The sequence below is a fragment of the Furfurilactobacillus entadae genome (assembly GCF_045862745.1).
GTDB lineage: Bacteria > Bacillota > Bacilli > Lactobacillales > Lactobacillaceae > Furfurilactobacillus > Furfurilactobacillus entadae.
The window spans coordinates 1-26,866 of sequence record NZ_BQXN01000025.1 but is presented as its reverse complement, the minus strand read 5'-3'; the positions used below and the strand labels follow the sequence as shown (position 1 = coordinate 26,866).

At 47.1% G+C, this 26,866-nt stretch carries 22 protein-coding genes, 1 rRNA gene, 1 pseudogene and 1 riboswitch; of the genes and pseudogenes, 19 read left to right on the top strand and 5 right to left on the bottom strand.

What is annotated here, in order from left to right; all coding sequences use genetic code 11:
- Nucleotides 1-51: 51 nt before the first annotated feature.
- Both ACKTR5_RS09720 and ACKTR5_RS09715 read right to left on the bottom strand, forming a co-directional pair.
- The gene (locus ACKTR5_RS09720) at nucleotides 52-846 is read right to left on the bottom strand and encodes an SDR family NAD(P)-dependent oxidoreductase (RefSeq protein ID WP_407881132.1); all 795 of its coding nucleotides are present in this window, start codon (nucleotides 844-846) and stop codon (nucleotides 52-54) included.
- A gap of 556 nt (nucleotides 847-1,402) precedes the next feature.
- Nucleotides 1,403-2,524, bottom strand: coding sequence for a baeRF6 domain-containing protein (locus ACKTR5_RS09715; protein WP_407881130.1), 1,122 nt, complete (start codon nucleotides 2,522-2,524; stop codon nucleotides 1,403-1,405).
- A gap of 195 nt (nucleotides 2,525-2,719) precedes the next feature.
- Between ACKTR5_RS09715 and ACKTR5_RS09710 the strand changes: the two genes are divergently transcribed.
- The 3 genes from ACKTR5_RS09710 to ACKTR5_RS09700 all read left to right on the top strand — a co-directional run bounded on the left by ACKTR5_RS09710 (nucleotide 2,720) and on the right by ACKTR5_RS09700 (nucleotide 4,177).
- A complete protein-coding gene (locus ACKTR5_RS09710) occupies nucleotides 2,720-2,938 on the top strand; it encodes a hypothetical protein (protein WP_407881128.1) in 219 nt (72 codons plus the stop codon).
- Between the two features lie 81 nt (nucleotides 2,939-3,019).
- Nucleotides 3,020-3,352: a hypothetical protein gene (locus ACKTR5_RS09705; protein WP_407881127.1), complete on the top strand. Its 333-nt coding sequence runs from the start codon at nucleotides 3,020-3,022 to the stop codon at nucleotides 3,350-3,352.
- 168 nt (nucleotides 3,353-3,520) lie between these two features.
- Nucleotides 3,521-4,177, top strand: coding sequence for an MIP/aquaporin family protein (locus ACKTR5_RS09700; RefSeq protein ID WP_407881125.1), 657 nt, complete (start codon nucleotides 3,521-3,523; stop codon nucleotides 4,175-4,177).
- Between the two features lie 139 nt (nucleotides 4,178-4,316).
- Here the strand turns inward: ACKTR5_RS09700 and ACKTR5_RS09695 are convergent, their stop codons facing one another.
- Nucleotides 4,317-4,499 carry a hypothetical protein gene (locus ACKTR5_RS09695; RefSeq protein ID WP_407881124.1) on the bottom strand — a complete coding sequence of 61 codons (183 nt, stop codon included), beginning with the start codon at nucleotides 4,497-4,499 and terminating at the stop codon, nucleotides 4,317-4,319.
- A gap of 307 nt (nucleotides 4,500-4,806) precedes the next feature.
- On the opposite strand from ACKTR5_RS09695, the gene ACKTR5_RS09690 reads away from it, so the two are divergent.
- From ACKTR5_RS09690 to ACKTR5_RS09675, 4 genes are all read left to right on the top strand, one after another.
- Nucleotides 4,807-5,979, top strand: coding sequence for a serine hydrolase domain-containing protein (locus ACKTR5_RS09690; RefSeq protein WP_407881123.1), 1,173 nt, complete (start codon nucleotides 4,807-4,809; stop codon nucleotides 5,977-5,979).
- A 165-nt stretch (nucleotides 5,980-6,144) separates the two neighbouring features.
- Nucleotides 6,145-7,938 (top strand): glycerophosphoryl diester phosphodiesterase membrane domain-containing protein, encoded by a 1,794-nt coding sequence (locus ACKTR5_RS09685; protein WP_407881122.1) that lies wholly within the window; start codon nucleotides 6,145-6,147, stop codon nucleotides 7,936-7,938.
- Nucleotides 7,939-7,988: 50 nt separating this feature from the next.
- Nucleotides 7,989-8,086, top strand: a riboswitch (purine riboswitch).
- Nucleotides 8,087-8,153: 67 nt separating this feature from the next.
- On the top strand, nucleotides 8,154-8,735 hold the full coding sequence (locus ACKTR5_RS09680) for a xanthine phosphoribosyltransferase (protein ID WP_407881145.1): 582 nt from the start codon (nucleotides 8,154-8,156) through the stop codon (nucleotides 8,733-8,735).
- Nucleotides 8,736-8,738: 3 nt separating this feature from the next.
- Entirely contained in the window at nucleotides 8,739-10,049 is a 1,311-nt protein-coding gene (locus ACKTR5_RS09675; RefSeq protein WP_407881121.1) for a nucleobase:cation symporter-2 family protein, read from the top strand.
- A 54-nt stretch (nucleotides 10,050-10,103) separates the two neighbouring features.
- Here ACKTR5_RS09675 and ACKTR5_RS09670 read toward each other — a convergent pair whose 3' ends face one another.
- Complete coding sequence (locus tag ACKTR5_RS09670; RefSeq protein WP_407881120.1) at nucleotides 10,104-11,075, bottom strand: GMP reductase; 972 nt, start codon at nucleotides 11,073-11,075, stop codon at nucleotides 10,104-10,106.
- A gap of 213 nt (nucleotides 11,076-11,288) precedes the next feature.
- Between ACKTR5_RS09670 and ACKTR5_RS09665 the strand changes: the two genes are divergently transcribed.
- From ACKTR5_RS09665 to ACKTR5_RS09645, 5 genes are all read left to right on the top strand, one after another.
- Nucleotides 11,289-12,578, top strand: a complete 1,290-nt coding sequence (locus ACKTR5_RS09665) for an adenylosuccinate synthase (RefSeq protein WP_407881119.1) — start codon at nucleotides 11,289-11,291, stop codon at nucleotides 12,576-12,578.
- A gap of 31 nt (nucleotides 12,579-12,609) precedes the next feature.
- Nucleotides 12,610-13,905: an adenylosuccinate lyase gene (gene purB / locus ACKTR5_RS09660; protein WP_407881118.1), complete on the top strand. Its 1,296-nt coding sequence runs from the start codon at nucleotides 12,610-12,612 to the stop codon at nucleotides 13,903-13,905.
- Between the two features lie 340 nt (nucleotides 13,906-14,245).
- Nucleotides 14,246-15,976: an ABC transporter ATP-binding protein gene (locus ACKTR5_RS09655; protein ID WP_407881116.1), complete on the top strand. Its 1,731-nt coding sequence runs from the start codon at nucleotides 14,246-14,248 to the stop codon at nucleotides 15,974-15,976.
- Nucleotides 15,976-17,877 carry an ABC transporter ATP-binding protein gene (locus ACKTR5_RS09650; protein WP_407881114.1) on the top strand — a complete coding sequence of 634 codons (1,902 nt, stop codon included), beginning with the start codon at nucleotides 15,976-15,978 and terminating at the stop codon, nucleotides 17,875-17,877. Before ACKTR5_RS09655 ends, ACKTR5_RS09650 begins: the two co-directional genes overlap by 1 nt.
- A gap of 20 nt (nucleotides 17,878-17,897) precedes the next feature.
- Entirely contained in the window at nucleotides 17,898-18,737 is an 840-nt protein-coding gene (locus ACKTR5_RS09645; protein WP_407881144.1) for a hypothetical protein, read from the top strand.
- 135 nt (nucleotides 18,738-18,872) lie between these two features.
- On the opposite strand, the gene ACKTR5_RS09640 is transcribed toward ACKTR5_RS09645, so the two are convergent.
- Nucleotides 18,873-19,310, bottom strand: a complete 438-nt coding sequence (locus ACKTR5_RS09640; RefSeq protein ID WP_407881113.1) for a universal stress protein — start codon at nucleotides 19,308-19,310, stop codon at nucleotides 18,873-18,875.
- Between the two features lie 266 nt (nucleotides 19,311-19,576).
- Between ACKTR5_RS09640 and ACKTR5_RS09635 the strand changes: the two genes are divergently transcribed.
- The 7 genes and pseudogenes from ACKTR5_RS09635 to ACKTR5_RS09605 all read left to right on the top strand — a co-directional run.
- Complete coding sequence (locus ACKTR5_RS09635) at nucleotides 19,577-21,112, top strand: glycosyltransferase (protein WP_407881111.1); 1,536 nt, start codon at nucleotides 19,577-19,579, stop codon at nucleotides 21,110-21,112.
- A complete protein-coding gene (locus ACKTR5_RS09630; RefSeq protein ID WP_407881109.1) occupies nucleotides 21,109-22,611 on the top strand; it encodes a glycosyltransferase in 1,503 nt (500 codons plus the stop codon). Before ACKTR5_RS09635 ends, ACKTR5_RS09630 begins: the two co-directional genes overlap by 4 nt.
- Before the next feature lie 142 nt (nucleotides 22,612-22,753).
- Nucleotides 22,754-24,675: pseudogene (locus ACKTR5_RS09625) on the top strand (heavy metal translocating P-type ATPase).
- A 34-nt stretch (nucleotides 24,676-24,709) separates the two neighbouring features.
- Entirely contained in the window at nucleotides 24,710-24,940 is a 231-nt protein-coding gene (locus tag ACKTR5_RS09620) for a heavy-metal-associated domain-containing protein (protein ID WP_407881107.1), read from the top strand.
- Between the two features lie 15 nt (nucleotides 24,941-24,955).
- Entirely contained in the window at nucleotides 24,956-25,495 is a 540-nt protein-coding gene (locus ACKTR5_RS09615) for a ferritin-like domain-containing protein (protein WP_407881105.1), read from the top strand.
- A 111-nt stretch (nucleotides 25,496-25,606) separates the two neighbouring features.
- Nucleotides 25,607-26,206, top strand: coding sequence for a signal peptidase I (lepB, locus tag ACKTR5_RS09610; RefSeq protein WP_407881103.1), 600 nt, complete (start codon nucleotides 25,607-25,609; stop codon nucleotides 26,204-26,206).
- Between the two features lie 501 nt (nucleotides 26,207-26,707).
- A 16S ribosomal RNA gene (locus ACKTR5_RS09605) occupies nucleotides 26,708-26,866 on the top strand; the annotation flags it as partial.

Here is a 26,866-nt window from a genome sequence, read left to right as displayed (position 1 = left end):
GCCGCTCTTTTAGTTTGGGTTCATCGAGCAAGTGGTGTTTTTTAAAATGAACTAGAACATGGTTGGCACGATACCACCATCCATACGAATTGCATTACCGCTGAAGGCGCCGACGGCAGGACTGGCAACAAAGGCTACGAGTTTACCGATCTCATCGGGGCGAATTAAGCGACCGAGCGTTGAAGTGGGCCGGTTCTTCGCCATGTACTCACGTTCTTTCTCTGCAAAGGAGAGGCTGTCATCGGGATAAAGGTCGTTAATGAAGTCCACAACGCCCTCTGTTAACGTTGAACCTGGCATCACGGTGTTAACCGTCACACCAGTCCCACGGGTGAGCGTCGCTAAACTTTTTGAAAGGTTTAGTTCCATCGCCTTTGTCATGCTGTATTGTGGCATTTCTGGTGATGGTTGAATGGCAGCCTCACTAGCGATAAAGATGATCCGGCCAAAGGATTGCTTAAGTAAGCTCGGTAGGTAAAATTTAGCCAGGGCGTTACCACTGAGGACGTTTGTTTTGAAGTATCGTTCCCACGTGGCGTCATCGATGTCAAAGTAATCCATGGCTTCAAAGATTCCCATGTTGTTAATCAAAATATCAAGCGTTGGGAAACGTGTTTCCAGTTGGTCACGACCGGCTTCGGTTGTTAAATCATACGGAGCTGGTTGAAGTGTTGCTGTGGGAACAGTGGCCTGAATGTCGGTAATGGCTGCGGCGACACTTGCCTCGCTCCGACCATTAATGATGACCGTGGCGCCTTCACGTGCCAACTCAATGGCAATTGCCTTGCCGATCCCTTTTGTTGAACCAGTGACCAGTGCAAGTTTGTTTGTTAATTGTAAGTCCATGATGAGCCTCCTTGATTGTTTTATCTTCTTAAGAATAAGTGACGACCATGGCTAGAACAAGTAGGCACTTTTTGGTAACCCATGGTGGTGGTAAACGAAGATACAAAAAAACCGACTTAGGATCGGGGAATCCTAAGTCGGCCATCATTCTAGAGAGAGTCTTAACATATCTGGGGGGAGATACATTACGTCGAAGGAGTGAGGGGTATCAACTCCTTCGATATTTATAATATACGCATTGAACCTAAAAGCAAACTTAAAAACCTCAGATTTAATGATTTATTTTGATGAAATGTTGATGTGGTTATGGCGGTTAAATCCTGGTATGAAAGGGATTGTTCGCATAAAAAACGTAATCAAAAAATTTTTGCATTTTTGATTATCCATAAGAATTGACCCCGGAAAAACTTTCTTAAGAAATAATCAATTAATTATTTAATTGGTTTAATCAGAGATTGATTGGATTCACGGATTGAATACTGACGATGTGAAAAAGGCCACTTCTCTAGTTAAAGAAAAGTGGCTGTTTTCGCTATTTTTTGTAACGTTGTTTAGGCTAGTACCGGCTGATGGCCACTGGCTGACCATCTGGCAATTGGTCCTCAGGCACTACCACAACCTGACCGCCATTTTGTAAGACCGCGGTGCACAGGGTTGGAAGGATGTCCTGGCCATCATCTGTTGGTGTAAACTGATCGTCAGTCAACGTCCCGTGCCAAGCGCTCGTTTCGGAGACAATGAATGTTTCGACTTGGCCTTGACAGGCCGCAGTTGCGATGTCAGACGGTACGTTGAGCTGACGGTTTGCATTGGCAGCGGACTGGTAATCGTTCAAGGCCTGATCGATTGCGAGGTGGGCGTGGTGCTCGAACAGTGGGTTGATCTGCGTTTGAATTTGCGCAGTTGTTAAACCGGCCGGAGAGTTTTGCAATGCGTATGTTGTGGAAAGGCGTGCTAACCGACTAATGCGCCGGTAGAGGGCTTGATTCTCCGGAAGGGCAAACAGAATGAGTGGTCGAGTTGATTGTTGGTGATTAGCTTGCATAAAGTCCTCGACAGCTTTGTAGTAGTTTGTTAAGTCGATTTCTTTTTCTGCGTCCTTGGAATTATGACCGTGGAACCCAGCATGATCGCCACGACTGACAGCGTTTAAATCACCGCCGCGCTTTTGATCACCGAGTGCCTTTGTTAAAGTAGTTGGCGCGTCATCCGGCAATGGCATTGGAATGGCCCGATGATTTTGAATTTGGTAAAGACGGAAAGAATCACCATTAAGCGCGAGCAGATCAAAGTCAAAGTCAGTTTGTTGTTCGAAAAGAAGCGGCCTTAACTCGGGCGTGGTTGCCACGCTGACATGATCTTCCACAGCGGTTAATAAGTGGTCAACAATAATTTGTTGTGATGTGGCGAGGACGCCGAGACTCTCTTTAATGTTTTGGGCGAAAAGGGTGTCGTCACTAAGCGCACTGGTAAGGCGGTGTTCAAACGGAGTCCACCAGTCGGCGCCAAAGTCAGCGATCACAGTCGTTTTAGCTTGCCGAAGCAGCTCTTGGACCCGTAACCGAGTGTGTTGACGATCGGCAGGATCAATATTAACGTAGAGCGACACCACGGGGGCCGTTGGGTGATCCGTTAGCATTGTGTTGAGGGTTGCGATATTTAACAGGGCATTTGGCATAAATTATTCCTCCTGAGCTGTGTTTCTAAAGTGAGTGACTTGTTGAGTTTAGAATAGCAAGTTTATGGTAAGCTCGCGAATAATGTGCCTGTCATTTGCTAATTAAATTAATAGATTAAAGTTATGAGGAATGATAATGCCTGTTGTTTAACAAGTTGGGTATACTGATAGCAAATAAAAAGGAGGGTGAAGATAATGGAATTAACGGCAACAGATTTTGACATTTTGAGCGCCATTGCAGATGGGCGCGTGGAGTCGGGAACCCCGTTGAGCCACTTTGTTGATTATTGTGACAATGCAATTGGTGGTAATCCACGCCCATTGATCCAGGCTGGATACATTGAAGCAACGGATTTCACTGTGACTGGATTAACCCCGCTGGGTGAGAAAGTCTTGAAAGAACACCAAGGTTAATCCTACCGGGAGAAAGTAGTTTGTTTGCTGGAAGTGTGGGATAATGTAAAGATCAACTTTACAGCAAAGGACGAATCTTCAATGAATCAACAGTGGCATGACGAGGCAGTTGGCGCCGTCCGTGGGTTATTAAAATGGGCGGGTCTTATTAATATTTTTGTTGGTGTTGTACTGGCATGGACGATGATGTCCTCTGGTGCAAACTTTACGGTGTATTTGATTGTTTTAGTGCCGGCAATTGTCGGTGTTTGGGAGTACACGAAGGTGAACCAAATCAGCGAGCAGTGGTTAACCAGACCGAATGCCTTTTACTGGCAGGCGGTTATTAGCCTCATCTTGGCGTCATGGATCTCCAGTATTTTATTGTGGACTGCTGGACGACGGATTCGAGTAATTGCAGAGCAACATCAATAGAAGTGAGCATATAAAACCACTGCCAGTAATGGCAGTGGTTTTTTCGTCGTAAATCAATGTATTTGATGTAATTAAATAGTTAACGAGGTTGTTTATTATCTTTATCAAGTATATTTGGTGTACCATGAATAGGTTACAAAAAAACATCTATCATTGGAGGCGATAATGATGAAGAAAGCAGTAGCTGAATTTCTTGGAACGTTTATGCTGGTCTTTATTGGGACCGGAACGGTGACCCTGACTAAGGGGGGACCACTAGCAATTGGGTTGGCATTTGGATTGGCGATTACGATGATGGCCTACGCAGTGGGTGGCATTTCGGGTGGTCACTTTAATCCTGCAGTGTCCGTTGCAATGCTCATCAACGGTCGCTTGAGTGCGATCGATGCAGTTAAATATGTGATTTCGCAATTTTTAGGCGCAATTGCCGGTTCTGCGGTGATTGGCATGATGAAGCATGCACTGAACCTACCACAACGGGTTGGATTCGGCCAAACAGATTTTCCAAACATTTCTGCTGGCGCAGCGTTTGCAACTGAAACACTGATTACATTTTTATTTGTGTTTGTTATCTTAATGGTGACCAGCAAACGGTACGGTAACGCTCAAATGGCACCATTGGCCATTGGGTTGACACTAGGATTTTTGATCTTAGTCGCCTTAAACTTAACGGGTGGTTCATTGAACCCAGCCCGTAGTTTTGGTCCAGCCATCTTTGCAGGTGGATCAGCATTGGCACACTACTGGGTTTACTTAGTGGGACCAGTTCTTGGTGCAGCAATTGCGGCCGTTGTTGGTCGGTGGCTTGGCAGTGAAGCTGAATAATCAGGTTTCACGTGAAACAATAAGCTAACGTCAAATAAAAATAGCCACCGTCCCATTGGGAAGGTGGCTATTTTTATTTGGGCGCGATTACCTAAGCAGGCGCCACAGTAGTCAGAAAATTTTAATTAATGTGAGTGGGCTAAGTTCGACTTAAAAATGAAAGGCCACCGATGACGGCGAAAAGTAACGCAAGCCAAAAAGCGATGCGAATGAAGAACAGAAAGGCAGCGATAACAACCACGGTGCCTAACACCCAAAAAATCGTTTTACCGATGAACCGCCCAAAGATAAGTAACAGAGCTAGTCCAATTAATAGTCCCATTTGAGGACCCTCCTAAATGTTAACGTGTCGGTTATTATTAACCGTGACCAAATTCTAGCACGTTTTTTCGTGGATACAAGTAGCTGTTTCGTAAGGATTGATAAAGAAAAAGAGCTAGTCCGAGTGAACATCTGGGGCATCTCACTATGGGTGAAGTAATAAGCTAAAATAACAAAATTATTCGCAATTAAAGATTTAATCATCATGTAGAGTTAAACAATTCTTGGAATTAATGACAACGATGGGAAAAGGCCAGGAAGACTGTTATAATTGCACGGCATAAAGATAATTCGGGGGTTTAGGAGTCATGTCAAAGAAAGTGAAAGTCTGGGGTGCTGTGATCCTGGTCTTGATTGCAAGTTTGGCAGCATGGAGTGTTGTTAATCATGAAGTTCATCGAACAACACGGTCAAGCGTTGCGCCAGCAAAGCAGCGGTCGACTAAAGCCGCGACACCAACATGGACGGCACAAAAAATGGCGGTGGACCTAGATAAAAGCCAGGCTGCTTCGTTAGATGACAAGATGGCGCAAATTCGGTTCGTTGGGTCTGTCCTGATCGTTCGTCATGGTAAGGTGATGTACGAAAAGCAATTTGGTCAGTCAAATGCAGCCACAAAACGACAGAATCGCCAGGATACAGCGTACCCCATTGATTCGATTCAAAAACTTGCTACGGGAGCGTTGATCATGCAGCAGGTTCAAAAACATCGACTTTCTTTAGACGATCATATTAGCCGTTTTTACCCAACGCTACCGCATGCCAACGAAATTACCATTCGGCAAATGCTCGACATGACTTCCGGGTTACATTTAGCGGATCCAGTTGGGCCAACAATGGTTGAGACGGACGCAGAAGTGGTCAATTATGATCTTAACCACGTGACGTTTGACCAGAACATGTATGGGAAGTGGCACTACGCACAGGTCAATTACAATTTACTGGCTGGTGTGTTAATGAAAATCACCGGTAAGTCGTACCAAACGCTGTTTGAAAAGCAGTTTGTTCACCGGTTTGGTTTACAGCAAACGGTGTTCATGCCGTCAACGGATCAGCATGTCGCGGTTGCCTATGAAGGAAATAGCGCGGGTGACGTTGATTACGGGAAGGCAGTTGTAACCCCTGATGCCTTTTGGCATGACGAACTTGGAACGGGACGGGTTGCTATGTCAGCGCGCGATCTGTACACGCTGATAAGCGGCGTGTTGCAAGGCAAGGTTATCTCACCAGCCGCTGTCAAAACGTTGTACACGTCTGGCAGTTCAAGCACGTATGGTGGTGGGACCTATAACTTGTATGATGCAGCGGTGAATCACGGTCTTGGTTACGGTTATCAAGCGATGTCGTGTGTCTCAAAGGATGGTCAAGATGCGGTGATCATGTTAGGAAATTCTTACCGTAGTGACCATTCAATTAAACCGTTTGCGGAACAATTGTACATTCAGCTGTTTTTAAACAATAAAAATGAATCACAAAAATAATGAGTAAGCTTCATGGATATTGATTTACGTAATAACGGCACCGGTAGTTTTTTTACCGGTGCCGTTATTATCTTGGCGCGGATTAAATAAAAAAAGAAAGTATTTTTTCGTTAATGCGCGGATAATGAAATCAAAGGGTTTGAGTCTATTTAGAGGAGCAAGGGCATGAAGGGAACAAAACGCACCAGTATTTGGCGATTTTTACGCGCATTTTGGTATTTTTTCAAACATTATTCGTTTACCGCAATCGTGGTCTACGCATTGATGATTCCACTGTTTTCATGGTTAGGAGCGGGGATTTTACGGTGGAGTCAAATTCCGTATTTATCCTATGACAACGTTGGCGCTGTTGCTCAGGCCCATCCGTGGGCAATTGTGGCGTTGGTTGGTCTTTTACTGGTAATGATGATTGCGATTTATCTGCAATTTTCATACTTGTTGTTAATGGTGGCCTACCAGCGGAAACATCAGCGGCCGACGATTCGGCAAATTCTGGGTGAACTGACACATCGCTTGCCACGGTTATCGGTGGGGACGTTTGGGTTCTTTATCCTGTACTTTTTACTGATCGTGCCGTTTGGTGGGAATTTCATCAACACTCCGTTATTGGCAAAGGTTCAGGTCCCAGAATTCATTGTTGAATTTATTTTAACGAAACCGCTCCTGACTGGGTTACTCGTGGTGGCCTATGTTGCTGGTTATTATTTTGGCAATCGTTTGCTACTCGTTATTCCTATTTTAATGTTTGAGCGAACGACCGTCCGGCGGGCCGTGCGTCAATCATGGGAACGAACGTGGGGGCGCTTTTGGTGGATCACGGTGCGCCTCATCGGGATTATTGCCAGTATTGCCGTTTTGTATGCCTTAATGCTGGGAGCCTTTTATGGTGGGCAGCGCTGGTTTGACGGTCAGGGGCATACCGTTGCCCTGACGGCGGCCATCATTAACTTTAACCTCTTGTCATTAGTGAGTTATACCATTTCGATTTTGGCAACCGTGTGGGTGTTGGACCTTAGTGTGCAGTTGATGAGTATGTACGATGCGCAGGCGCTAACTGATCTACCGGATCTGCCGGTGGTTAAGGCAAAAACGTGGTGGCGAATCGCGGTTCCAGTGGCTGTGACCGTCGTTGCGATTACGATGGCAGGCTATGGGTATAGTTATTTTGCCGGGCTGTTGATTGTTGACCCGCAAACCATTTCTCATCGCGGTGTTGACGATGGCAATGGGATTCAAAATACGGTGGGTGCACTGGCTAAAACGCATAAAGAGCACCCGGCGTACGTTGAGATGGATATTCAGGAAACGCGCGATCATAAATTTGTGGTGATGCATGATCCAAACTTGAGCGGGCTTGCTGGTGAGAACCGGGCCGTTGCCAAGCAATCGCTGGCTAGTTTGACCCAGACACAAATTCATGAAAACGGCGAACAGGCTCAGATTGATTCATTTGACGCGTACCTGCAAGCTGCACATGATATGCACCAAAAACTGCTTGTTGAAATTAAAATGAATCGTGGTCAGGATCGGCATGCCTTAGTGAAACGCTTTGTTTCACGGTATAGTGACTCACTGTTGGCACACCATGATATTATTCACTCACTGGATTATGGCATTGTTGAGCAGTTGAAAACGCAACGGCCGCAGTTAACGGTGGGGTACATTTTGCCATATAACTTTGTGGGCTTGCCACAAACCAAAGCAGATTTTTACACCATGGAATACACAACGCTAAATGACCGGTTTGTCAGCAGTGCGCACCGTCAAAATAAGAAGGTGTTTGCGTGGACCGTTAATGATCCAGATAACATGAAAAAGGTGATGGCCATGGACGTTGACGGGGTCATTACGGACCAATTGGGAACCTTAAAGGCGCAGATCAAACAGCAACAGGGTGATCGTGATTACGCCAACCAACTGTTTGAATATGGCACCCAAAACATTAACGAATATCAATAAAGGGAGTTGCAGGAAGTCATTTCCTGTGATATCCTGTGAAGCACAAGTTCAAAACAGTGTACGAAAAAGCTTATATAGGGCCATGATATGGATGGCTGTCTCTACCTGGAACCTTAAATTCCGGACTATAAGCAAAATTAGCGATGATTTTATCAGCTTCTTTTGCGTGGTTCGCGAAAGGAGCTTTTTTGTATTCAAAAATGGAGGTTATCGTAATCAAACAGCTTGAAGAACGAATTCAATCAGAAGGTCGCGTGTTGGGTGAGGATATTTTAAAGGTTGATGGGTTTTTGAACCATCAAGTGGATCCGCATCTTATGCGTGACATGGGCCAAGCGTTTGCTGAGCGTTTTGCCACGAGTGGGATAACGAAGGTGCTGACGGTTGAATCGTCCGGAATTGCACCAGCGTTGATGGCAAGTTTGGCGCTAGGAGTTCCAATGGTCTTTGCGAGAAAACACAAAAGTTTGACCCTCACGGATGATTTATACACGGCGAAGGTCTACTCATTCACCAAGCAAGTCGAGAACCAGATTTCAATTTCAAAGCATTTTCTTGATAAAAATGACCGGGTGCTTATTATCGATGATTTTTTGGCCAACGGTCAGGCCGTCACCGGATTACTAGAGATTTGTCAACGCGCAGGGGCCAGTGTTGGTGGCGTTGGCGTGGTGATCGAAAAACGGTTCCAGCGGGGGCATGAATTGATTGTCGATCAAGGGATTCCGTTGTTAGCGTTAGCCAGTATTGCAGGATTTGAGGATGGTCACGTTGTCTTTTCACACGAAGGGGAATAACACATGGCACAACAGCGAAGAGCAGTTCAGGAATCACATGCGGCAATTTTGGGATTACAGCATCTATTAGCGATGTATTCAGGTGCGATTTTGGTGCCACTACTCATCGGTGGAGCGCTTCACTTTAATGCCTCACAGATGACGTATTTAGTCTCCGTCGACATTTTTATGTGCGGATTGGCAACGTTTCTTCAGATCTTTACAAACCGTGTTTTTGGGATTGGCCTTCCTGTCGTGCTTGGCTGTGCGGTTCAGGCAGTGGCACCCTTACAGATGATCGGCCAACGCTTCACGATTGGAACGATGTACGGGGCGATCATTGCCGCCGGAATTTTTATCTTTCTGATTGCGGGTGTGTTTGCTAAACTGCGTAAGTTGTTTCCACCATTGGTCACGGGGACCGTTATTACGGTAATCGGGTTGACGTTGATTCCCATTGCGTTTCTTAACTTAGGTGGCGGGAATGTAGCAGCGAAGAACTTTGGCTCCCCGGTTAATCTTGGTGTTGGGTTCCTGACCGTGGCGACAATTATTACTTGTAACGTGTGGGGAAAAGGCTTTATTCGGCAAATTGCCGTCCTGATTGGTCTGTTATCCGGGACAGTGGTTGCTGGTTTGGTGGGAATGGTTTCCCTGAAACCAGTGTTGGCGGCTAGTTGGTTCCACCTTCCCCAACCCTTTTATTTCGGGGCACCACATTTTGAACTTTCCTCAATTTTGACGATGATCATGGTGTCATTGGTTTCAATGGTTGAATCAACCGGGGTGTTCTTCGCACTGGGGGACATCATGAATCGGCCGGTTGAAGAAAAGGATTTAAAAAAAGGGTACCGTGCTGAAGCATTGGCTGTGACCCTGGGTGGCATTTTCAATACCTTCCCATACACCACGTTTTCACAAAACGTGGGCCTGGTGCAAATGTCTGGGATAAAGGGTCGTCGACCGGTGATTTACGCGGCGGGCTTCCTGATGACGCTAGGCGTGTTGCCGAAGGTTGGGGCGCTAGCAACGATTATCCCGGCACCAGTAATTGGCGGTGCCATGATTGTGATGTTTGGCATGGTTGCCATGCAGGGTGTGCGGATGCTGGGCCGTGTCGACTTTCGTAACAATAAAAATTTGCTGGTGGCAGCTGTTTCTATTGGTTTAGGGCTAGGGGTCACGGTTCAACCAGCCATTTTCCAAACGTTACCAAAAACGGCGCAGCTATTATTGAGTAACGGAATCGTCATGGCTAGTGTTACAGCCGTTATCCTTAACGCGTTGCTACGTCCGGAACGTGAACAGCATGTCAACCCGGTCTCAGAACAATAACATAATTTAAAAGGGACGCCTCGTTTATAAACGGGGCGTCCCTTTTGAATATTATTAGTCACCATTTGTAATGGTGTTACGAACCAGAACGTAATCAACGGTTTTAAGTGCCGTTAAATCATTCCCCCCTGCGTAGGAAATGGAGGATTGAAGATCTTCCGTCATTTCATTAAGGGTGTCGTTGATGTCACCGCGGTAAGGAACTAACAGATCCTTTCCCTCCACGTTTTTATGAGCGCCCTTTTGTTGTGCGGAAGCAGAACCATAATACTGTTTGAAATGGCGTTGGTTGATCATTAGATCTGTTCCAGGTGATTGCTTGTGGCCTGCAAAGAGTGAACCGACCATGACCATGCTAGCGCCAAAGCGTAATGACTTTGCGATGTCACCATTATGACGAATTCCGCCATCAGCGATAATGGGTTTGCGGGCGGCCTTAGCACACCACCGAACCGCTGCTAACTGCCAGCCGCCGGTTCCAAAACCTGTTTTAAGCTTAGTGATACAAGCCTTCCCGGGCCCAATACCAACCTTTGTTGCGTCGGCACCAGCGTCTTCAAGTTCACGGACAGCTTCGGGAGTGGCGACGTTTCCGGCGATCACGAAGCTACCGGGTAACTGGGCCTTGATGTATTGAATCATCTTAATGACACTGTTGGCATGACCATGAGCGATGTCGATGGTAATGTAATCTGGTGTCAAGCCGGCGGCAACAACAGTATCAATAAACGAATATTCCTCTTCTTTAACACCAACACTAATGGAACTGATGAGGTTTTTTTCAGTCATCGATTGAACAAATGCTAACCGTGTCTCTGGGTTAAACCGGTGCATGATGTAAAAATAACCATGTTCGGCTAACCAGGTGGCTAACGGTGCATCAATAACGGTGGCCATGTTAGCAGGGACAACGGGAAGCTTAAAATGATGACCGCCGAACACGGTCGTTGGATCGGCTTCGGTCCGACTATCAATTAAGCATTTGTTCGGAATTAGTTGCACATCTTCGTAATCGAAAATTTCCATATTGAACAAGAACCTCTTTCTTAGCGGGAATGTAAATCAAGTTCGTCAACAGGAGTACAATAACCGTAAAAAAAGAGAATGTCAAACGTAAATTCACCAAAAAAAGAACAATAAAATTAAAATCGTTATTTTTATTCTGCTTTTGTTGATTATCCGAATGATTGCTGTTACAATTCTCTTTGTTGTTCGATAATTCTAATTTGAGGTGAAAAGATGACAGCTGTAGTGATCGTTGGTAGTCAATGGGGCGATGAAGGAAAAGGAAAGATTACGGACTTTGTGAGTCAAGGAGCCGATGTTGTTTCCCGGTACCAAGGTGGTGATAACGCTGGACATACGATTACATTCAATGGTGAAAAGTATCAACTTCAGTTATTGCCATCGGGTATCTTTGAAGCAGATAAGACCTGTTTGATTGGTAACGGGGTCGTGATTAACCCGAAAAGTTTATTAGCCGAACTTGATTACTTGCACGACCGTGGCGTTAAAACAGCGCAGTTGAAGATCTCGAACCGTGCCCACGTGATTTTTCCGTACCATATTTTACAGGATCAACTGGAAGAAGCGGGAAAGCATGGGCATAAAATTGGAACGACGAATAAGGGAATTGGCCCAGCTTACATGGATAAGGCCTCACGGACGGGCATTCGGATTGCAGATTTACTAGAAGAAGCGACGTTTAAAGAATTGCTTGCCCGAAATGTGGCTGCGAAAAACGAACTCTTGGCAAAGCTGTATGGTGCTGAACCACTAGATTTTGAGGCGCTACTAACGGAATATCAAGGCTACGCAAAACGGTTACAACCGTACGTTGCCGATACTTCAGCGATTCTTGATGAGGTATTGACCGCAGGAAAGCGGGTTGTCTTTGAAGGGGCCCAGGGTGTAATGCTGGATATTGATCACGGAACGTATCCCTACGTGACGTCCTCAAATCCGGTGGCCGGTGGGGTGACAATCGGGAGCGGTGTCGGCCCAAATAAGGTGACATCCGTTATTGGAACGGCCAAGGCGTATACCTCACGGGTTGGTGCGGGACCATTTCCAACAGAATTAAATGATGAAATTGGGAATCACATTCGGGAAGTCGGCCATGAGTTTGGAACGGTAACGAAACGCCCCCGGCGGATCGGCTGGCTCGATACAGTGGTGCTCCGGCATGCTAAACGTGTTTCGGGACTAAACTATTTGGCGTTGAACTGTTTGGATGTGTTGAGTGGGCTGCCAGAGTTGAAGATTTGTGTAGCATATAAACTTGATGGCGAACAGATTGATCGTTATCCAGCCGGTCGCGAGGCGCTACTGCGGTGCGAACCTGTTTATGAAACGTTGCCTGGCTGGACAGAAGACATTACGCAGTGCCAGACGTTTGACGAACTGCCAGAAAATGCGCAACACTATGTTGAACGGATCACGGCGCTAACAGGATTAGAACTGGTAACCCTGTCCGTTGGCCCTGATCGTGAACAGACCATGATTTTGCAGGATGTCTGGGCAAAATAACGTCATTTAATGAAGAAAGTTGAGAGCAAACATGATTGATCGGTATGTTCGACCAGAAATGGGCGCAGTTTGGTCACAGGAAGAAAAATTAAATCAATGGTTGGCCGTTGAGTTGGCAGCGTGTCAGGCATGGGCCAATCAGGGGAAAATTCCGCAAGCTGATGTCGATGCATTGAAAGCAAATGCGAAGGTTGATGTGGACCGAATGATGGCAATCGAGGCAGAAACGCACCATGACGTGGTGGCCTTTACGCGCATGTTGTCGGAGTCATTAGGCGATGAGCGCAAGTGGGTGCACTATGGGCTGACAAGCACTGACGTGGTGGATACCGCCCAAGCGCTCCAGCTAAAAGCCGCGAATGACTTATTGCTAGCTGACTTGATAACGTTGCGGGCCACGGTTATTGCGCAGGCCAAACGGTATCGAAACGTTCCCATGATGGGTCGGACCCACGGTATTCAGGCAGAACCAATGTCATTTGGCCTGAAACTTGCCCGGTGGGTGGATGAACTTAATCGTGACATTACACGGTTCAAAGCCACGGCAGCTGAGATGGCGGTGGGGGAACTCAGTGGTGCAGTTGGAACGTTTGCCAACATTCCGCCACAAGTTGAAGCGGACGTTTGTGACCAGTTAGGTCTTCGGGCCCAACCGGTAACCAGCCAGGTGTTGCCACGGGATCTTCATGCCCATTACATGAGCGTGTTGGCGTTGATTGCGACAAGCCTAGAGAATTTTGCGACCGAAATTCGGGGGCTTCAACGAACGGAATTAGGCGAGGTGGCTGAACCGTTCAGTGTTGGTCAAAAGGGTTCGTCGGCCATGCCGCACAAACATAATCCAATCGGCTCAGAGAACATTACTGGTTTAGCTCGGGTCATCCGGGGGCACATGATGACGGCGTTTGAAGACGTTGCGTTGTGGCATGAGCGGGACATTTCGCATTCCTCAGCTGAACGCATTATTTTGCCGGACACCACTGAATTACTGGATTACATGCTGACCCGGTTAAATAAAATTGTCGGTAACTTAGTGGTCAATGAAGCACGAATGCAGGCAAACATTGACGCGAGCGGTGGTCTTGTCTTTAGCCAGCAGGTGTTGTTGGCGTTAATTGATCAAGGATTGAGCCGTGAAGTTGCGTATGATCATGTCCAACAGTTAGCCCAAACAGCGATGACAACAGGAACGCCGTTTAAAACGTTGGTGGAAGAAAGCGACTATGTTAATGAACATTTGACGCCAACGGACATCGCGCAGGCATTTGATGTGCAGCGGCACCTTCGCTATGTTGATGAGATTTTTGCCCGGGTGGGCATTGAATAAGGACCGTTTCACGTGGAACAAGCATGACGTCAATAAGCGTAATCTGGAAGAAGCCGGATTACGCTTATTGACGTTTTTAAGTCGAAGTAAACGGGGGCAATAAACAATTGTTTCCTAGCGAAAGAGTTAGTGCTATACTCGTTACTGTTTCCATTCGAAACGTTTTGTGAAATCCCGCAAAACATGTACTATTCATCTATGTGCGTTAACGTGAATTAATTTGCAGCATTATTTGCGGCAAATGGGGTTGATTCCGCCGTTAATGGTGCATAATGAGTGGCATTATCGGAAATGAATGTTGTTACATAACTATCGTGTAGAAGTAGGAGGAACGTGCTAAATGCTGAAAATAGCAAAGGGCCGAATTTCATCATGGGCGGTACTGGGTGCCGTTTTATTCATGATTGTTCAGGTCGTTGCCAACTTGAACCTACCAAGTTTGACGTCTGACATCGTCAACAATGGTGTGGCCAAGGGGGACATTAGCTACATTTGGAAAATCGGGTTCGAAATGATCGGATTTTCTGTACTATCGGTTGCTGCCGCAATTTGTAACGTGTTTTTGGCAGCACGCTCATCACAAAAGTTGGGTCAAAACTTACGGAGTGACATTTACCGGAAGGTTATGAATTTTTCCAACGATGAGTTTAACAAGGTCGAAACATCATCATTAATTACGCGAACAACAAACGATGTGGTTCAAATTCAAAACGTGGCCATGATGGCTTTGCGGATGATGATTATGGCGCCAATTATGTTGATCGGTGCCAGTTTCTTAGCCTATAACAAGAGCCATCAGTTGTCCCTGATCTTCGTGGTTTCAATTCCAGTGTTACTTATTTGTATTGGTGTCATCATGGGGTTAGCCATTCCATTATTCCGGGCAATGCAAACGAAAACAGACCGGTTGAACTTAGTTTTCCGTGAGGGACTGACGGGTGTTCGGGTCATTCGGGCCTTTCGTCAGGACAAGTTTGAACAAGATCGGTTTGAAGAAGCGAACCAAGATTACACAAAGAATTCGATTAAGGTTAATACCATTGTGGCGTTTGCACTGCCAGTGATGACGTTGGTCATGAGTGGGACAAACGTTGCGATTGTCTGGTTCGGGGGTCAATTGATCAGCACGCAGACCATGCAGGTTGGGAACATGATCGCGTTCATGACGTATGCCATGCAAGTGTTGATGAGTTTCATGATGCTAGCAATGATTATGGCCTTTCTGCCACGGGCAGCCGCTTCGGCAACGCGGATTCAGGAAGTATTGTCATTAGAATCAACAATTAATGATCCGAAAACAGCGACAGAACCAGCAACCGCTGCAAAGAGTTTGGCATTTGATCACGTCGATTTCCGGTACCAACAGGCTGAACAAACAGCGCTGACGGATATTGATTTTAGTGCCAAAGCCGGTCAAACGGTCGCCATCATCGGGGGAACTGGTTCAGGGAAGACAACTTTGATCAACCTGATTCCCCGTTTCTTTGATGTTGAACAGGGGGCCGTCAGCGTTGACGGCGTTGATGTTCGTCAACAAAACGTCAAGGAGCTTCATGAACACGTCGCCATGGTGCCGCAAAAGGCAACCCTGTTCACAGGAACCATTCGTGACAACATGAAATACGGTAAGGATGACGCCACTGATGACGAAATCTGGCAGGCACTGGCCATTGCCCAGTCGACAGACTTTGTTAAAGAAGAAGGTGGCCTTGATGCCCACGTTGAACAGGGTGGTGGGAACTTCTCTGGTGGACAACGGCAGCGTTTGGCCATTGCCCGGGCATTGGTTAAGCATGCGAGTGTGTATGTCTTCGATGATTCTTTTTCTGCCTTGGACTTTAAAACAGACGCAAAGCTACGTGGTGACTTACGGCAAGACGCCCGAATCCAACAAAGTGTTGTTGTCATTGTTGCCCAGCGGATTGCAACGGTGGCCGATGCAGACTTGATTTTGGTTCTTGATAACGGAAAGTTAGTTGGTAAGGGAACCCACGCCGAACTGAAAGAAACGAACAAGGTTTACCAAGAAATCATGCGGTCTCAATTACGTGAAGGGGAGGCGGGTCTCTAATGAGTCAAAATGCGAAACAAACAAACGCACCACGTCCAGCAGGCGGACCCGGTCATGGCCCTGGTGGCGGTGCCGGATTGGTTGAAAAGGCCAATCATTTCTGGCCAACCTTTATTCGCCTGATGCGCTACATGTCTGACCGGTGGTTGGGAATGCTTTTGGTCCTGGTCTTTGCGATCACATCCGTTATTTTCCAAATTCGGACGCCAAAGATCTTAGGGAAAGCGACGACTGAAATTTACAAGGGGATCATGAAGGGGACGGCACAACAAAAGGCCGGCATCAACATGAGTCACTGGCCAATCAATTTTGATAAGGTCTTTCAGATCATTGTCATTGTTTTGATGATGTACCTTGCCTCTGCGGTCTTTAGCTTCCTTCAGCAATTCATCATGACCCGGATTTCGCAACGCACTGTTTATAAACTGCGGCGGTCCTTTAAGGGCAAAATGCGGGTTGTGCCGATTAAGTATTACGATACGCACAGCAACGGGGACATCATGAGTCGTGCGGTTAATGATATGGATAACATTGCCAGCACGCTGCAACAAAGTTTAACGCAGGCCATTACCAGTCTAGTGACGTTTGTTGGAACGTTATGGATGATGCTGACGATCAGTTGGCAGTTAACGTTGATCGCGTTAGTAACGATTCCACTGAGTTTAGTGATTGTAGGGATTGTTGCACCACGGTCACAACGTTACTTTGGTCAACAACAAAAGAGCTTAGGATTGATCAACGACCAGGTTGAAGAAAATTATTCTGGTCACGAAGTGGTTAAGAGTTTCAATAAGGAAGACGACGCCATTGTTGAGTTTGAAAAGCAGAACAAAGCCTACTTTGGCGCTGCTTGGAAGGCCCAATTTATTTCAGGGGTCATCATGCCATTAATGATGTTCCTGAATAACATTGGTTACGTGTTTGTGGCCATTGTCGGTGGGATTCAAGTGGCAAACGGGAGTGTTAGTTTAGGGAACGTTCAGGCGTTCTTGCAATACACTCAACAGTTTTCACAACCAATTTCACAATTAGCAAACTTACTGAACACGATTCAATCAACCATTGCCTCTGCCGAACGGGTTTTTGATGTTCTTGATGAAGAGGAAATGCAGGAGACGAAGTCCGGTTTGGCACCCCAAACGGATGATCAGAATCTGCTGACGTTGGACCACGTTCAGTTTGGTTACGACGATGAATTATTGATGACGGACTACAACCTTGGCGTTAAGGCCGGTCAACAAGTTGCCATTGTGGGACCAACTGGTGCTGGGAAGACAACGATCATTAACCTTCTGGAACGGTTTTATGATGTCCGTGGTGGTTCGATCCGGTTAAACGGGGTCGATACGCGTGACTTAGATCGTGAAGATCTGCGGTCCCACTTTGCGATGGTGCTTCAAGATACCTGGTTATTTACGGGAACAATCTGGGATAACCTGAAGTACGGTCGTGAAGATGCCACGGATGACGACATTTTGGCCGCCTCTAAGGCAGCGCACGTGGATGAATTTGTTCGGAAACTGCCTGACGGTTACAAGACCATCTTGAATGAAGAGGCGTCGAACATTTCTCAAGGGCAACGGCAATTATTGACCATTGCCCGGGCGTTTGTGGCTGATCCTGAAATTTTGATTTTGGATGAAGCAACAAGTTCTGTTGATACGCGGACAGAAGTGCAGATTCAACACGCGATGGAACAGTTACTTGAAAACCGGACGAGTTTCGTTGTTGCGCACCGGCTATCAACCATTCAAAATGCTGATAACATCATTGTTATGAATCATGGGTCTGTGGTTGAAACCGGAAACCATGAAGCGTTGATGGCTGCAAATGGGTTCTATGCGGACCTGTACAATAGTCAATTTTCTGGAAACATCAGTATGGATGAAGGGGAGGAATAGTCGTGCAACGAAAATCATTAATGCTATTTGCTGCCGCCGTTTCGGCCCTGAGTTTGGCCGGTTGTGGTCGGACGTCACTGACGACGACTAAGACAACGTATCACCAAAATGGAATGGTTGCGGCTGTAAAAGGAAACACAAGTGCCAAAAAGGTCACGTATCAAGTGGATGATCAGGCTAAGAAAACGCTGACTGTTCGCAACGGAACGTTTGTCATTCAGGTGCCCAGCTCAACGAAGAACCAGCAGGTGAAGTTAACGGCTGGCAGTGACCACAAAACGGTTCATGTTGCGGCCGCAACGGCACTCGCAGATTACCAAACACTCCGAACGTCGTTTAACCAAGCGTTGGCTGGTTCGCAATTAAGCCCGGCTGACCAAAAGAAGGCCGCTCAGTTGCAGGCCGCTGCCGCAAGTCTGAAGCAACAACCAAGTGCGCAGGCGATGACCACGGTGCAAAGTTTACAAAAGGACGTTCAAACGGCCATGGCGACAGCTAACCAACAGGTCAAAGGCCAGCTGTTGCCAACCAAAACACCGTCAAATGGTGTGCACACCGTTGTGAGCACCAAGGATTATAAGATCCGGATGAACGTGCAGGATGGTAAGGTGATGGGATCGACCATGATCGTGCCAACAAAGAACTTTAAGCAAAAGAGTGGTCAAAAGAAGTTTGGAACCAGCTTTGCGTTACTTGTTAATGGAACGGGCGCGGACGCCAAGAAGGTGATGAAGGACTTCGGTAAGGAAACAAAGAAGGCCAAAAAGGGTTCAACAAACATTGATCCCATCTACTCGAAGGGCGTGAAGTTCACCATCGGCTTGTCGAGTGCGGATATTTATATCTTTATGACAAAGTAGAGAGCGAAACAAATTTTGTTAAGGCTCCCTCCTGTAAGACAAACAGCCCCCTTACTGACGGTCCATGTCAGTGAGGGGGCTGTTTGTCTTACAGGAGTCGAAGTCTAAAATTTGGGTCGCGTTAGAGAACGGTCACTATTTAACGACGGTCACTGATTTTGGTGAGCGGTACACCACAAAGTCAGTGGTGGAACCGATGACGGAATCAGAAACGGCGTGTTTACCGTGGGCGCCAATAATAACGTGGTGAATTAACGGTTTGGCAGCTTCCCGAACAATGATGTTTTTGGGATTGCCGTAGAGGACCTGAATGTCACAATCATCCACGCCAAGTTTTTGGGCGCGCTGAGCAAAATCTTCCAATTGATGGTGGGCAAAATCAGATTCGTCATTAATGACGCGGGAAAGATTGGGGTCATCTGGTGGCATGTGGTAAGCGGCCTCGTTAATAACGTAGGTTAAGAGGATACCGTAATCAGCTTTCACGGCAACATCAATTGCGAAGTCACGAACAAGTGGTGCTTGGTCTGAAAAATCGACGGCAACCAGTAATTGTTGACGGCTATCAGGCATGACAGGACCTCCATTTCATGAGTTGGCATTGCTTATTTTCGCGTGGTGGGACTTAATTCAATTATTAAAGATTTCGGGGAGACGGGCAAATTAAGTGCCTTTAGGGACCTAGAAAACGGTTCGACTGGAAAACATTTTGTTTTAGCTAAAATTAAAGCCGTTTTACACCCAGAAATGGGCGAGGTTTGGTAGCATTAGGGCAAGCATTTAATGAATGTAAGCGGTAAGCTTAGAGTATAAATAAAAGAAATCGTGAGGTGGCAGGCGTGTTTTATTTTCTTAACACGGGCATTAATCCAAAAAAATCGGGGATCGAGCACGCTGAGATGAAACGGTTAGCGCTTTTTAATGCGCACCAACAAGCGGCACAGATCGTAACCCGCTTTTTCTCCCTTTCCCTGCACCAGACGCTCGCAGACGCAGGCATTGCGGATGAAGACAGCGTTAACTTATTTGATTTTATTCAGGGGACGGAGACGTTTACCCCGCAAAAGACGACCGTGGATGACCTCGTGTTCCCAGCGTCATGGAAACACAAGGTCAATAACGGGGTCAATGAGTTTTTTGATGGCAATCAGTTAATGGCGCGCGTCAATCTGTTTGACCAGAAGACAAAGGCCGTTAGCAATGTGCAGTACTTTGATCAAACTGGGCGGGTCGTTAAGAGCGACTGGTGGGATACCAGAGGGTTTAAAGCACTTGAACAGATGTACGGCAGTAACGGACACGTGGCGACAGAGCAAGTTTTGAATCCTGCTGGGCAACCAGTTTACCAAACGTCCCACATGACGGATCGTCAGGGGAAAGAGCACAATACGCTGTATCGATGGCTCGATTACAAAGGGCAGGACTGGGCGTTTACGGGTGAGCAAGAGATGACCCGGTTCTTTTATGATGAATTAAACCGCCGCAACGGTGAACACAACGTCTTTGTGGTTGACCGGACCTACGAGCTGACGTACCCGTTATTACGGATGCGGACGGCGGCTGTAAAATTAATGCATCTGCACAGTAACCACGTGAATAATCCGGACGAACCACAAACGGCAACGCTAAACTTTAATTACGGAATGGCGATCAACAATCTGAGTGATTGGGATGGGGTCATTACCGCAACGGCTGAGCAAACGGCAGATTTCACTAAACGTTACGGGGATGAAGTGCCTGTGTACACCATTCCGGTGGGGATTGTGCCAGCGGCTGTTAGTGATGCACCGCGCGTCGACTGGTCAGCCCGAAAGCGCGGACAAGTAATTGTCGTCGCGCGATTATCCGAAGAAAAACAGCAGAATCAGATCGTGACGGCGTTTAAGCAAGTTCACGAGCGGGTCCCTTACGCAACGTTGGAATTTTGGGGCTATGCGAATGGCAATACCGGCACAGAGCTACGTGATCAGGTTGCCAGTTTGGATTTAGGCGCTGTTGTCCACTTTAACGACTATACAATCGACATTGGGGCGGTGTATGATCAGGCCCAATTGGCATTGTTGACCAGTCGAGCAGAGGGCTTTGCGTTGTCACTATTAGAGGGACAGTCGCATGGGGTTCCTCAGATTGCCTACGACGTGAAGTATGGTCCACGGGACATTATTCGTGATCAACAAGATGGCCTCTTGGTGACCTTAAACGACGTGGATGCCTTAGCAAATGCAATCGTTGAATTGTTAAACGACGAACCACGGTTGAAACGGTACAGTGAACAGGCGTACCAAGACAGTGAGCGGTATTCTGAAACGGCAGTCTGGAATCGGTGGCAGAAGCTAATTAGTGATGCGAAAAAACAGGGGGCGAACCTGCAATGAACTACTTTGTGAACCAGTATTTGATGGCAATGAATTCTGGTCTGGAGCATGCCGAGTTTAAGCGGTTGCGGGTGTTCCATGATCATGGCGCCGCCGCTCAATTGGTGACGCGAAACTTTGACGGCTTGCTACATGACAACATGAAAAAGTTTGGCCTAGTGGATGATGACATGGTCAATTTGTTTGATTTCTTTCGGGGAACGGAACATTTTGAGCCGACGGTAATGACCGTTGACACCCTCAACCTACCGCGTGATTACAACATTAATCCGGGTGCCGATGACACCAAGGTCTACGATGGGGATCGGTTAGTTGCTGATGTGTTTTTTGCGCCAGGAACGGTGGGCCACTTATACTATGTGCTGATTTATGATGCATTTGGAAACATTACCCAGCGAACGGATTATGATGCGCGTGGATTCAAAGCTCGTGATCAATTTTTCGGTAGCGACAGTCACTTGAGTACCGAGCTATTTTACCGTCCAGATGGCAGCCGGTTTATGGAGCAGTATTACGGACCATCAGCAGGCACACAGGGTGTGCTCACCCAGTGCAAGCTGATGGTTGACGGGGACCATTATTTTAATGATGAAGTGGCGCTAACAACGTACTTCTTAGACCGGTTAAACGAACGGACACCAGAAGAAAACGTCTTTATTGCGGACCGACCGATGGTGACAGATGAACCGTTGGTCAACATGACAACGCCGGCAAGAAAGTACCTTTGGCTACCGACGCCGCATACGGTGGACTTGACGGATCAAGTCTTTGCAAACTTAAACGGGGTCTACACCTACGCGATCCATGAACACATGGCAGCCTTTGATGGTGTGATCACCGCTACCAGACGACAAGCGCAGGATTTGACTCGGTGGCTGGGTGATCATCCAGCCCGGCCAATCACACCGATTTCAGCTGCGGTGGCGTTTGCAGATGATTTAATGGCTGAACCAGTCCCTGTGGCAGAACGAACGGCTGGCCGGCTGATCGTTGTCAGTCGCTTGGAGCCGGATAAACAAGTGGATCAGGCAATCGCAGCGTTTAGTTTGATTCACAAGCGGCTGCCCAAGACGACGTTAACTATTTACGGATATGGGTCAGCGCAGCAAACACTTCAACAGCAGGTTGATCAGCTGAACTTAGGTGATGCCGTGACGTTTGCTGGCTACCAAGCGGCAATGGACGCCGTGTATGACGACGCGCAGGTATTGATCAATACGGCCCGCGGGGATGCACAGCCATTAGCGATGATGGAGGCCTTAACGCACGGGGTTCCGGTGGTTGGCTATGATAGTTTGTACGGTCCCCGGGAAATGATTACTGATGGGCAAAACGGGGTCTTGGTTCAACCAGGCAACGTGCAGAAGGTGGCAGACAGTGTCGTTTCACTCTTAAATAGTCGGAAACGGCTGAGTCGCTGGAGTAAACAAGCGGTTCAATTAGCAAAACCGTTTAGTGATACAAACGTCTGGAATGCATGGGATGAATTATTACACTAACGAAAAAATAAGCTGTACCGCCATTAATAAGGCCGGTGCGGCTTATTTTTTGTGGTTAAACGACCGAGACTTGACGAGCGTCAATTATTTTAAGTGTCATTGCCACTACACTGAGGATATTCAATTAAAGGGGTGTGGCGACATGACGGTAATGAGATGGATTCAAAGACAGACGCAACGATTGACGGTGATTGCAGCAGGCTTGTTAATCATCGGGATTGGCGGTCGGTTTTTACCATGGCTATGGGTTAGACCGGTTGCGTTAACGCTGGCAGCAATCGTCGCTGGCCTCCCAATCGGCTTACGTGCATGGGGTGCACTGCGCGCCCGGGTGATTAGCATTGAGTTATTGGTTAGCCTGGCAGCGATTGGGGCCTTGATCATTGGCGAAGTCAGTGAAGCGGCCATCGTGACCTTTCTGTTTTTATTTGGGTCATGGTTAGAAGAGAAAACATTGGCAAAAACGCGGCGGTCGATCAAAACGTTGACTGCAATGGCACCAACACAGGCATGGGTCGTTCATGAGGGTGGTGAGCCAGTTGCAACGGATGTTGACGATGTTGAGGAAGGTGACGTCGTTTTGGTCAAGACAGGGGGGCAAGTGCCAGTCGATGGCGTCATTATGAACGGGACGGGTTATCTCAATGAGGCCAGCGTCACGGGTGAAGCTAAACTGGTTGAGAAGACGGTCGGTGCTAATGTTTATGCCGGGACAATGTTAGATAACGGGACGTTGACTGTTCAGGCAACACGGGTTGGCGAGGAGACAACGTTTGGAAAAATCGTGGAACTGGTGGAAAACGCTCAGGACGCAAAATCCCCGGTTGAACAGTTTATTGATCGGTTCGCCACATACTATACGCCGGCTGTGTTGGTGTTGGCGGTGCTTGTTGGGGTGGTGTTTAAAGATGTTCGGTTGGCCATTACAGTGATGGTCCTTGGTTGCCCGGGGGCGCTTGTCATTGGGGCCCCGTGTCAAACGTTGCGGGAATTGGAAACGGTGCTCAACACGGTGTGCTCATTAAGGGTGGGGATGTTATGGATACCCTCAGCCGGGTGGATGCTTTGGCGGTCGATAAAACCGGGACGTTGACGAAGGGAGCAACCGTTGTAACATCAGTTAAACGCTACGATGAAAAGGCTAGTCAACGAGCCCTTCAGTTAGCAGCTATGGCTGAGCAAGCGTCGTTTCACCCGCTGGCACAAGCACTGATAACGTACGTTACCAAGCAAAAATGGGACAACGAACCGGGACACGTAACCGCCGTTGAAACGGTTAAGGGGCAAGGATTAGTGGCACAGGCTGATGGTCAGCCATTAGTGATTGGGAGTGAGGCCCTTCTGGTTCAGCACGGTGTTCAACTTTCGTCGGCACAACAGGCGGACATTATGGCTGCCCAACAGGCTGGTCAATCGACAGTCCTGGTGGCAGTTGCCGGGGAGTTACAGGTTCTTGTTGGCATCGCGGATGAGTTGCGCGAAGACGTGGTTGTTAGTCTCAAACAATTACGCCAGTTAGGCATTAAGCAGGTCGTGATGTTGACCGGAGATAATGAGCGAACAGCAGCGGCGATTGGCCAGCAAGCAGGCGTGGATGTTGTCCAAGCTAATTTGTTACCGGAAGAAAAGGTTGCTGCTGTGCAAGCCCTTCAATCAGCGGGGCACACGGTGGCCTTTGTGGGTGACGGGATCAACGATAGTCCCTCACTAGCAGTGGCAGATATTGGGATTGCCGTTGGTAGCGGAACGGATGTGGCTGTGGAAACTTCGGCTGTCGTCCTTATGAAAGGCAGTTTTGCTGAGCTAGTCCATGCGTATGGATTAGCAAAGCGGGTGGTTGCCAATACCCGTGAAAACATCGTCGTTGCAGTGGCGACGGTTGCCCTCCTGCTTGGCGGATTGGTGGCTGGGAAGATCTACATGGCGAGTGGGATGTTAATCCATGAAGTTAGTATTCTCGTGGTTATCCTGAACGCCATGCGATTAATAAGCAGAAAGCCACATAAAAAGGGGCAGAAACTTGATGTGCGTCAAGTAACGGGGGACACATCATCAGTACACTAGAGTTAACCAAGTCAAAGAAACGGAGTGGTCGAAAATGAGTAAAGTAATTTTACAGTTAGATGCCTTGTCTTGTCCCTCATGTATGCAAAAAATCCAGGGTGCACTTATTCATCAAGCTGGTGTTAATGATGTGAAGGTCTTATTTAATGCGGCTAAGGTGAAAGTGGATGTGGATGAAACGGCGACGACCGCGGATGCACTAGCCAACGTTGTTACCGGATTAGGCTATGAAGTTCAGCAAGTTAAAGTTCGTGCTGCAAAGTAAACGGGAGGTGAGTCAATGTCAGTAGAAGAACAGTATCAAGCAGAGTTAAATCAGGCGGAGATTGATCATCATGCACCGACTGCCGGGGCGATGACCGGGCATGTTGTGGCAAATTTATCCGTTTTGATCAATAAACTTCAGCAGATCAAGTGGTACATCAAGGGGCCGGCACGATTATCATTGGTGCCAACATTAACGACATTAATGAAACAAGCAGTGCAGCAACGTGATGACCTGGGCCGGACGTTGTTAGCTGAAGGGGAAGTCACGCCTAGTACCACAGCGGCATTTACGGCGTATGCGATGCTGACCGAGGATGGCCGAACCAAGTATCAACCAGCTGAGCGGATGATTGATCTGCTGGTGCATGATTATGATACAGAAAACCTCTTTATTACCAGGGCGATTAAACTAGCTGAAAGAGAAGACCGGCCTGGTTTGACGGCTCGCTTAATGACATTGCTCATGCATAATCAGGAAACGATTCTTGAGTTGCAAGCGTGGGGTGGCCATGATGCACGAAGTGGGCTCGACGATGAGGATGACGACGATTAGTTGTAACCTGTAACATTCAACAGCATTTGTGGTTTTTGAATTGTATTTCTGTTTGACAGGATTAAAATATAAGCGAAAAGCGATAATTTTAATGTGGGCGGGCAGAACGCGATGAAGGATACAAAATGGGGTAACCGACTAACAAAAGTTGTGGGGAACGTAGTGGTTCCAATTTTGATTGGGATTTGTATCGCACTGTTGATTCGCGCGTTTGTGTTTCAGTTTGCACGAGTCAATGGTCCGTCGATGCAGCCAAATTTGATTGATCAAGAACGGGTGGCCTTAATTAAGGTGGCGCCAATCCACCATAACAGCGTCATTATTTTTGACGCAAAGGGCGAAGATCCGAACGCCACGACACACGTTAATTACGTTAAACGGGTGATTGGCTTGCCGGGTGACACGGTCGAAAGTAAGCAGGGCGACCTCTACGTAAACGGTAAACAAATTGATCAAAGTTACATTGGATCGTCGCAACGACGAGCGACAGGAAATTGGAACTTACGAACGCTTGGACGAGAGTATGACTGGCGGACGCAATCAATTACGGTGCCACGCGGACACTATTTTGTCCTGGGGGATCACCGTTCTGTGTCTAATGACAGTCGGTACTGGGGGTTTGTTGATCAAGATAAGGTCGCTGGTGTTGTCAAAGTGCCGTTTTGGATTGGAACAAAGACCAGTCGTGTGAATATTAATCACGGAAATTAATGAAAACGGCTTCCAGAGCGCTTGCTCTCGAGGCCGTTTTTGTCTTATTTGTGGGTCAACCGTGGCGAGTGTCTAGAAAGTTATCTGATTGTTTGTGGGGTGAGGTGTGGTTGCTGGTGATTTAGCTAGTGGTTAACTTAAAAACTTATGACGCACACATAATGAAGTAAAAGACATTTGAAAATAAGAGTTAAACTTTTTTAGAAAAACGCTTGACCTAAGTGCCCCTGGTTGATATAGTAATACACGTTGCTTTGACAGGAAGCGAGTTGCTAAACGGATTTCAAAAAAATGTTTAATTACTTGCTTGACACCTGTTAGACAACATGATATAGTAATTAAGTTGTCAAATGACAGCGAGTTAGATCTTTGAAAACTGAACAACGTTTCGACGAATCAAATGTGTAGGGTCTTTGAACGAAAGTTCAAAACAATACAATTGTGAAGTCTATTCACTTTATAACCAAGTAACAAAAACAAGAGTTAGTTCAAATAACTCATTAATTTGAGAGTTTGATCCTGGCTCAGGATGAACGCTGGCGGCGGGCCTAATACATGCAAGTCGAACGCATCTTCGTTTTTGATTGACGGTGCTTGCACTTGATTGATAAAACATTGAGATGAGTGGCGAACGGGTGAGTAACACGTGGGTAACCTGCC

Excerpts from the sequence above, each read along its gene's own strand:
- ACKTR5_RS09720 (WP_407881132.1), bottom strand. The coding sequence starts at position 846 with ATGGACTTACAATTAACAAACAAACTTGCACTGGTCACTGGTTCAACA.
- ACKTR5_RS09715 (WP_407881130.1), bottom strand. The coding sequence starts at position 2,524 with ATGCCAAATGCCCTGTTAAATATCGCAACCCTCAACACAATGCTAACG.
- ACKTR5_RS09710 (WP_407881128.1), top strand. The coding sequence starts at position 2,720 with ATGGAATTAACGGCAACAGATTTTGACATTTTGAGCGCCATTGCAGAT.
- ACKTR5_RS09705 (WP_407881127.1), top strand. The coding sequence starts at position 3,020 with ATGAATCAACAGTGGCATGACGAGGCAGTTGGCGCCGTCCGTGGGTTA.
- ACKTR5_RS09700 (WP_407881125.1), top strand. The coding sequence starts at position 3,521 with ATGAAGAAAGCAGTAGCTGAATTTCTTGGAACGTTTATGCTGGTCTTT.
- ACKTR5_RS09695 (WP_407881124.1), bottom strand. The coding sequence starts at position 4,499 with ATGGGACTATTAATTGGACTAGCTCTGTTACTTATCTTTGGGCGGTTC.
- ACKTR5_RS09690 (WP_407881123.1), top strand. The coding sequence starts at position 4,807 with ATGTCAAAGAAAGTGAAAGTCTGGGGTGCTGTGATCCTGGTCTTGATT.
- ACKTR5_RS09685 (WP_407881122.1), top strand. The coding sequence starts at position 6,145 with ATGAAGGGAACAAAACGCACCAGTATTTGGCGATTTTTACGCGCATTT.
- ACKTR5_RS09675 (WP_407881121.1), top strand. The coding sequence starts at position 8,739 with ATGGCACAACAGCGAAGAGCAGTTCAGGAATCACATGCGGCAATTTTG.
- ACKTR5_RS09670 (WP_407881120.1), bottom strand. The coding sequence starts at position 11,075 with ATGGAAATTTTCGATTACGAAGATGTGCAACTAATTCCGAACAAATGC.
- ACKTR5_RS09665 (WP_407881119.1), top strand. The coding sequence starts at position 11,289 with ATGACAGCTGTAGTGATCGTTGGTAGTCAATGGGGCGATGAAGGAAAA.
- purB (WP_407881118.1), top strand. The coding sequence starts at position 12,610 with ATGATTGATCGGTATGTTCGACCAGAAATGGGCGCAGTTTGGTCACAG.
- ACKTR5_RS09655 (WP_407881116.1), top strand. The coding sequence starts at position 14,246 with ATGCTGAAAATAGCAAAGGGCCGAATTTCATCATGGGCGGTACTGGGT.
- ACKTR5_RS09650 (WP_407881114.1), top strand. The coding sequence starts at position 15,976 with ATGAGTCAAAATGCGAAACAAACAAACGCACCACGTCCAGCAGGCGGA.
- ACKTR5_RS09645 (WP_407881144.1), top strand. The coding sequence starts at position 17,898 with ATGCTATTTGCTGCCGCCGTTTCGGCCCTGAGTTTGGCCGGTTGTGGT.
- ACKTR5_RS09640 (WP_407881113.1), bottom strand. The coding sequence starts at position 19,310 with ATGCCTGATAGCCGTCAACAATTACTGGTTGCCGTCGATTTTTCAGAC.
- ACKTR5_RS09630 (WP_407881109.1), top strand. The coding sequence starts at position 21,109 with ATGAACTACTTTGTGAACCAGTATTTGATGGCAATGAATTCTGGTCTG.
- ACKTR5_RS09620 (WP_407881107.1), top strand. The coding sequence starts at position 24,710 with ATGAGTAAAGTAATTTTACAGTTAGATGCCTTGTCTTGTCCCTCATGT.
- ACKTR5_RS09615 (WP_407881105.1), top strand. The coding sequence starts at position 24,956 with ATGTCAGTAGAAGAACAGTATCAAGCAGAGTTAAATCAGGCGGAGATT.
- lepB (WP_407881103.1), top strand. The coding sequence starts at position 25,607 with ATGAAGGATACAAAATGGGGTAACCGACTAACAAAAGTTGTGGGGAAC.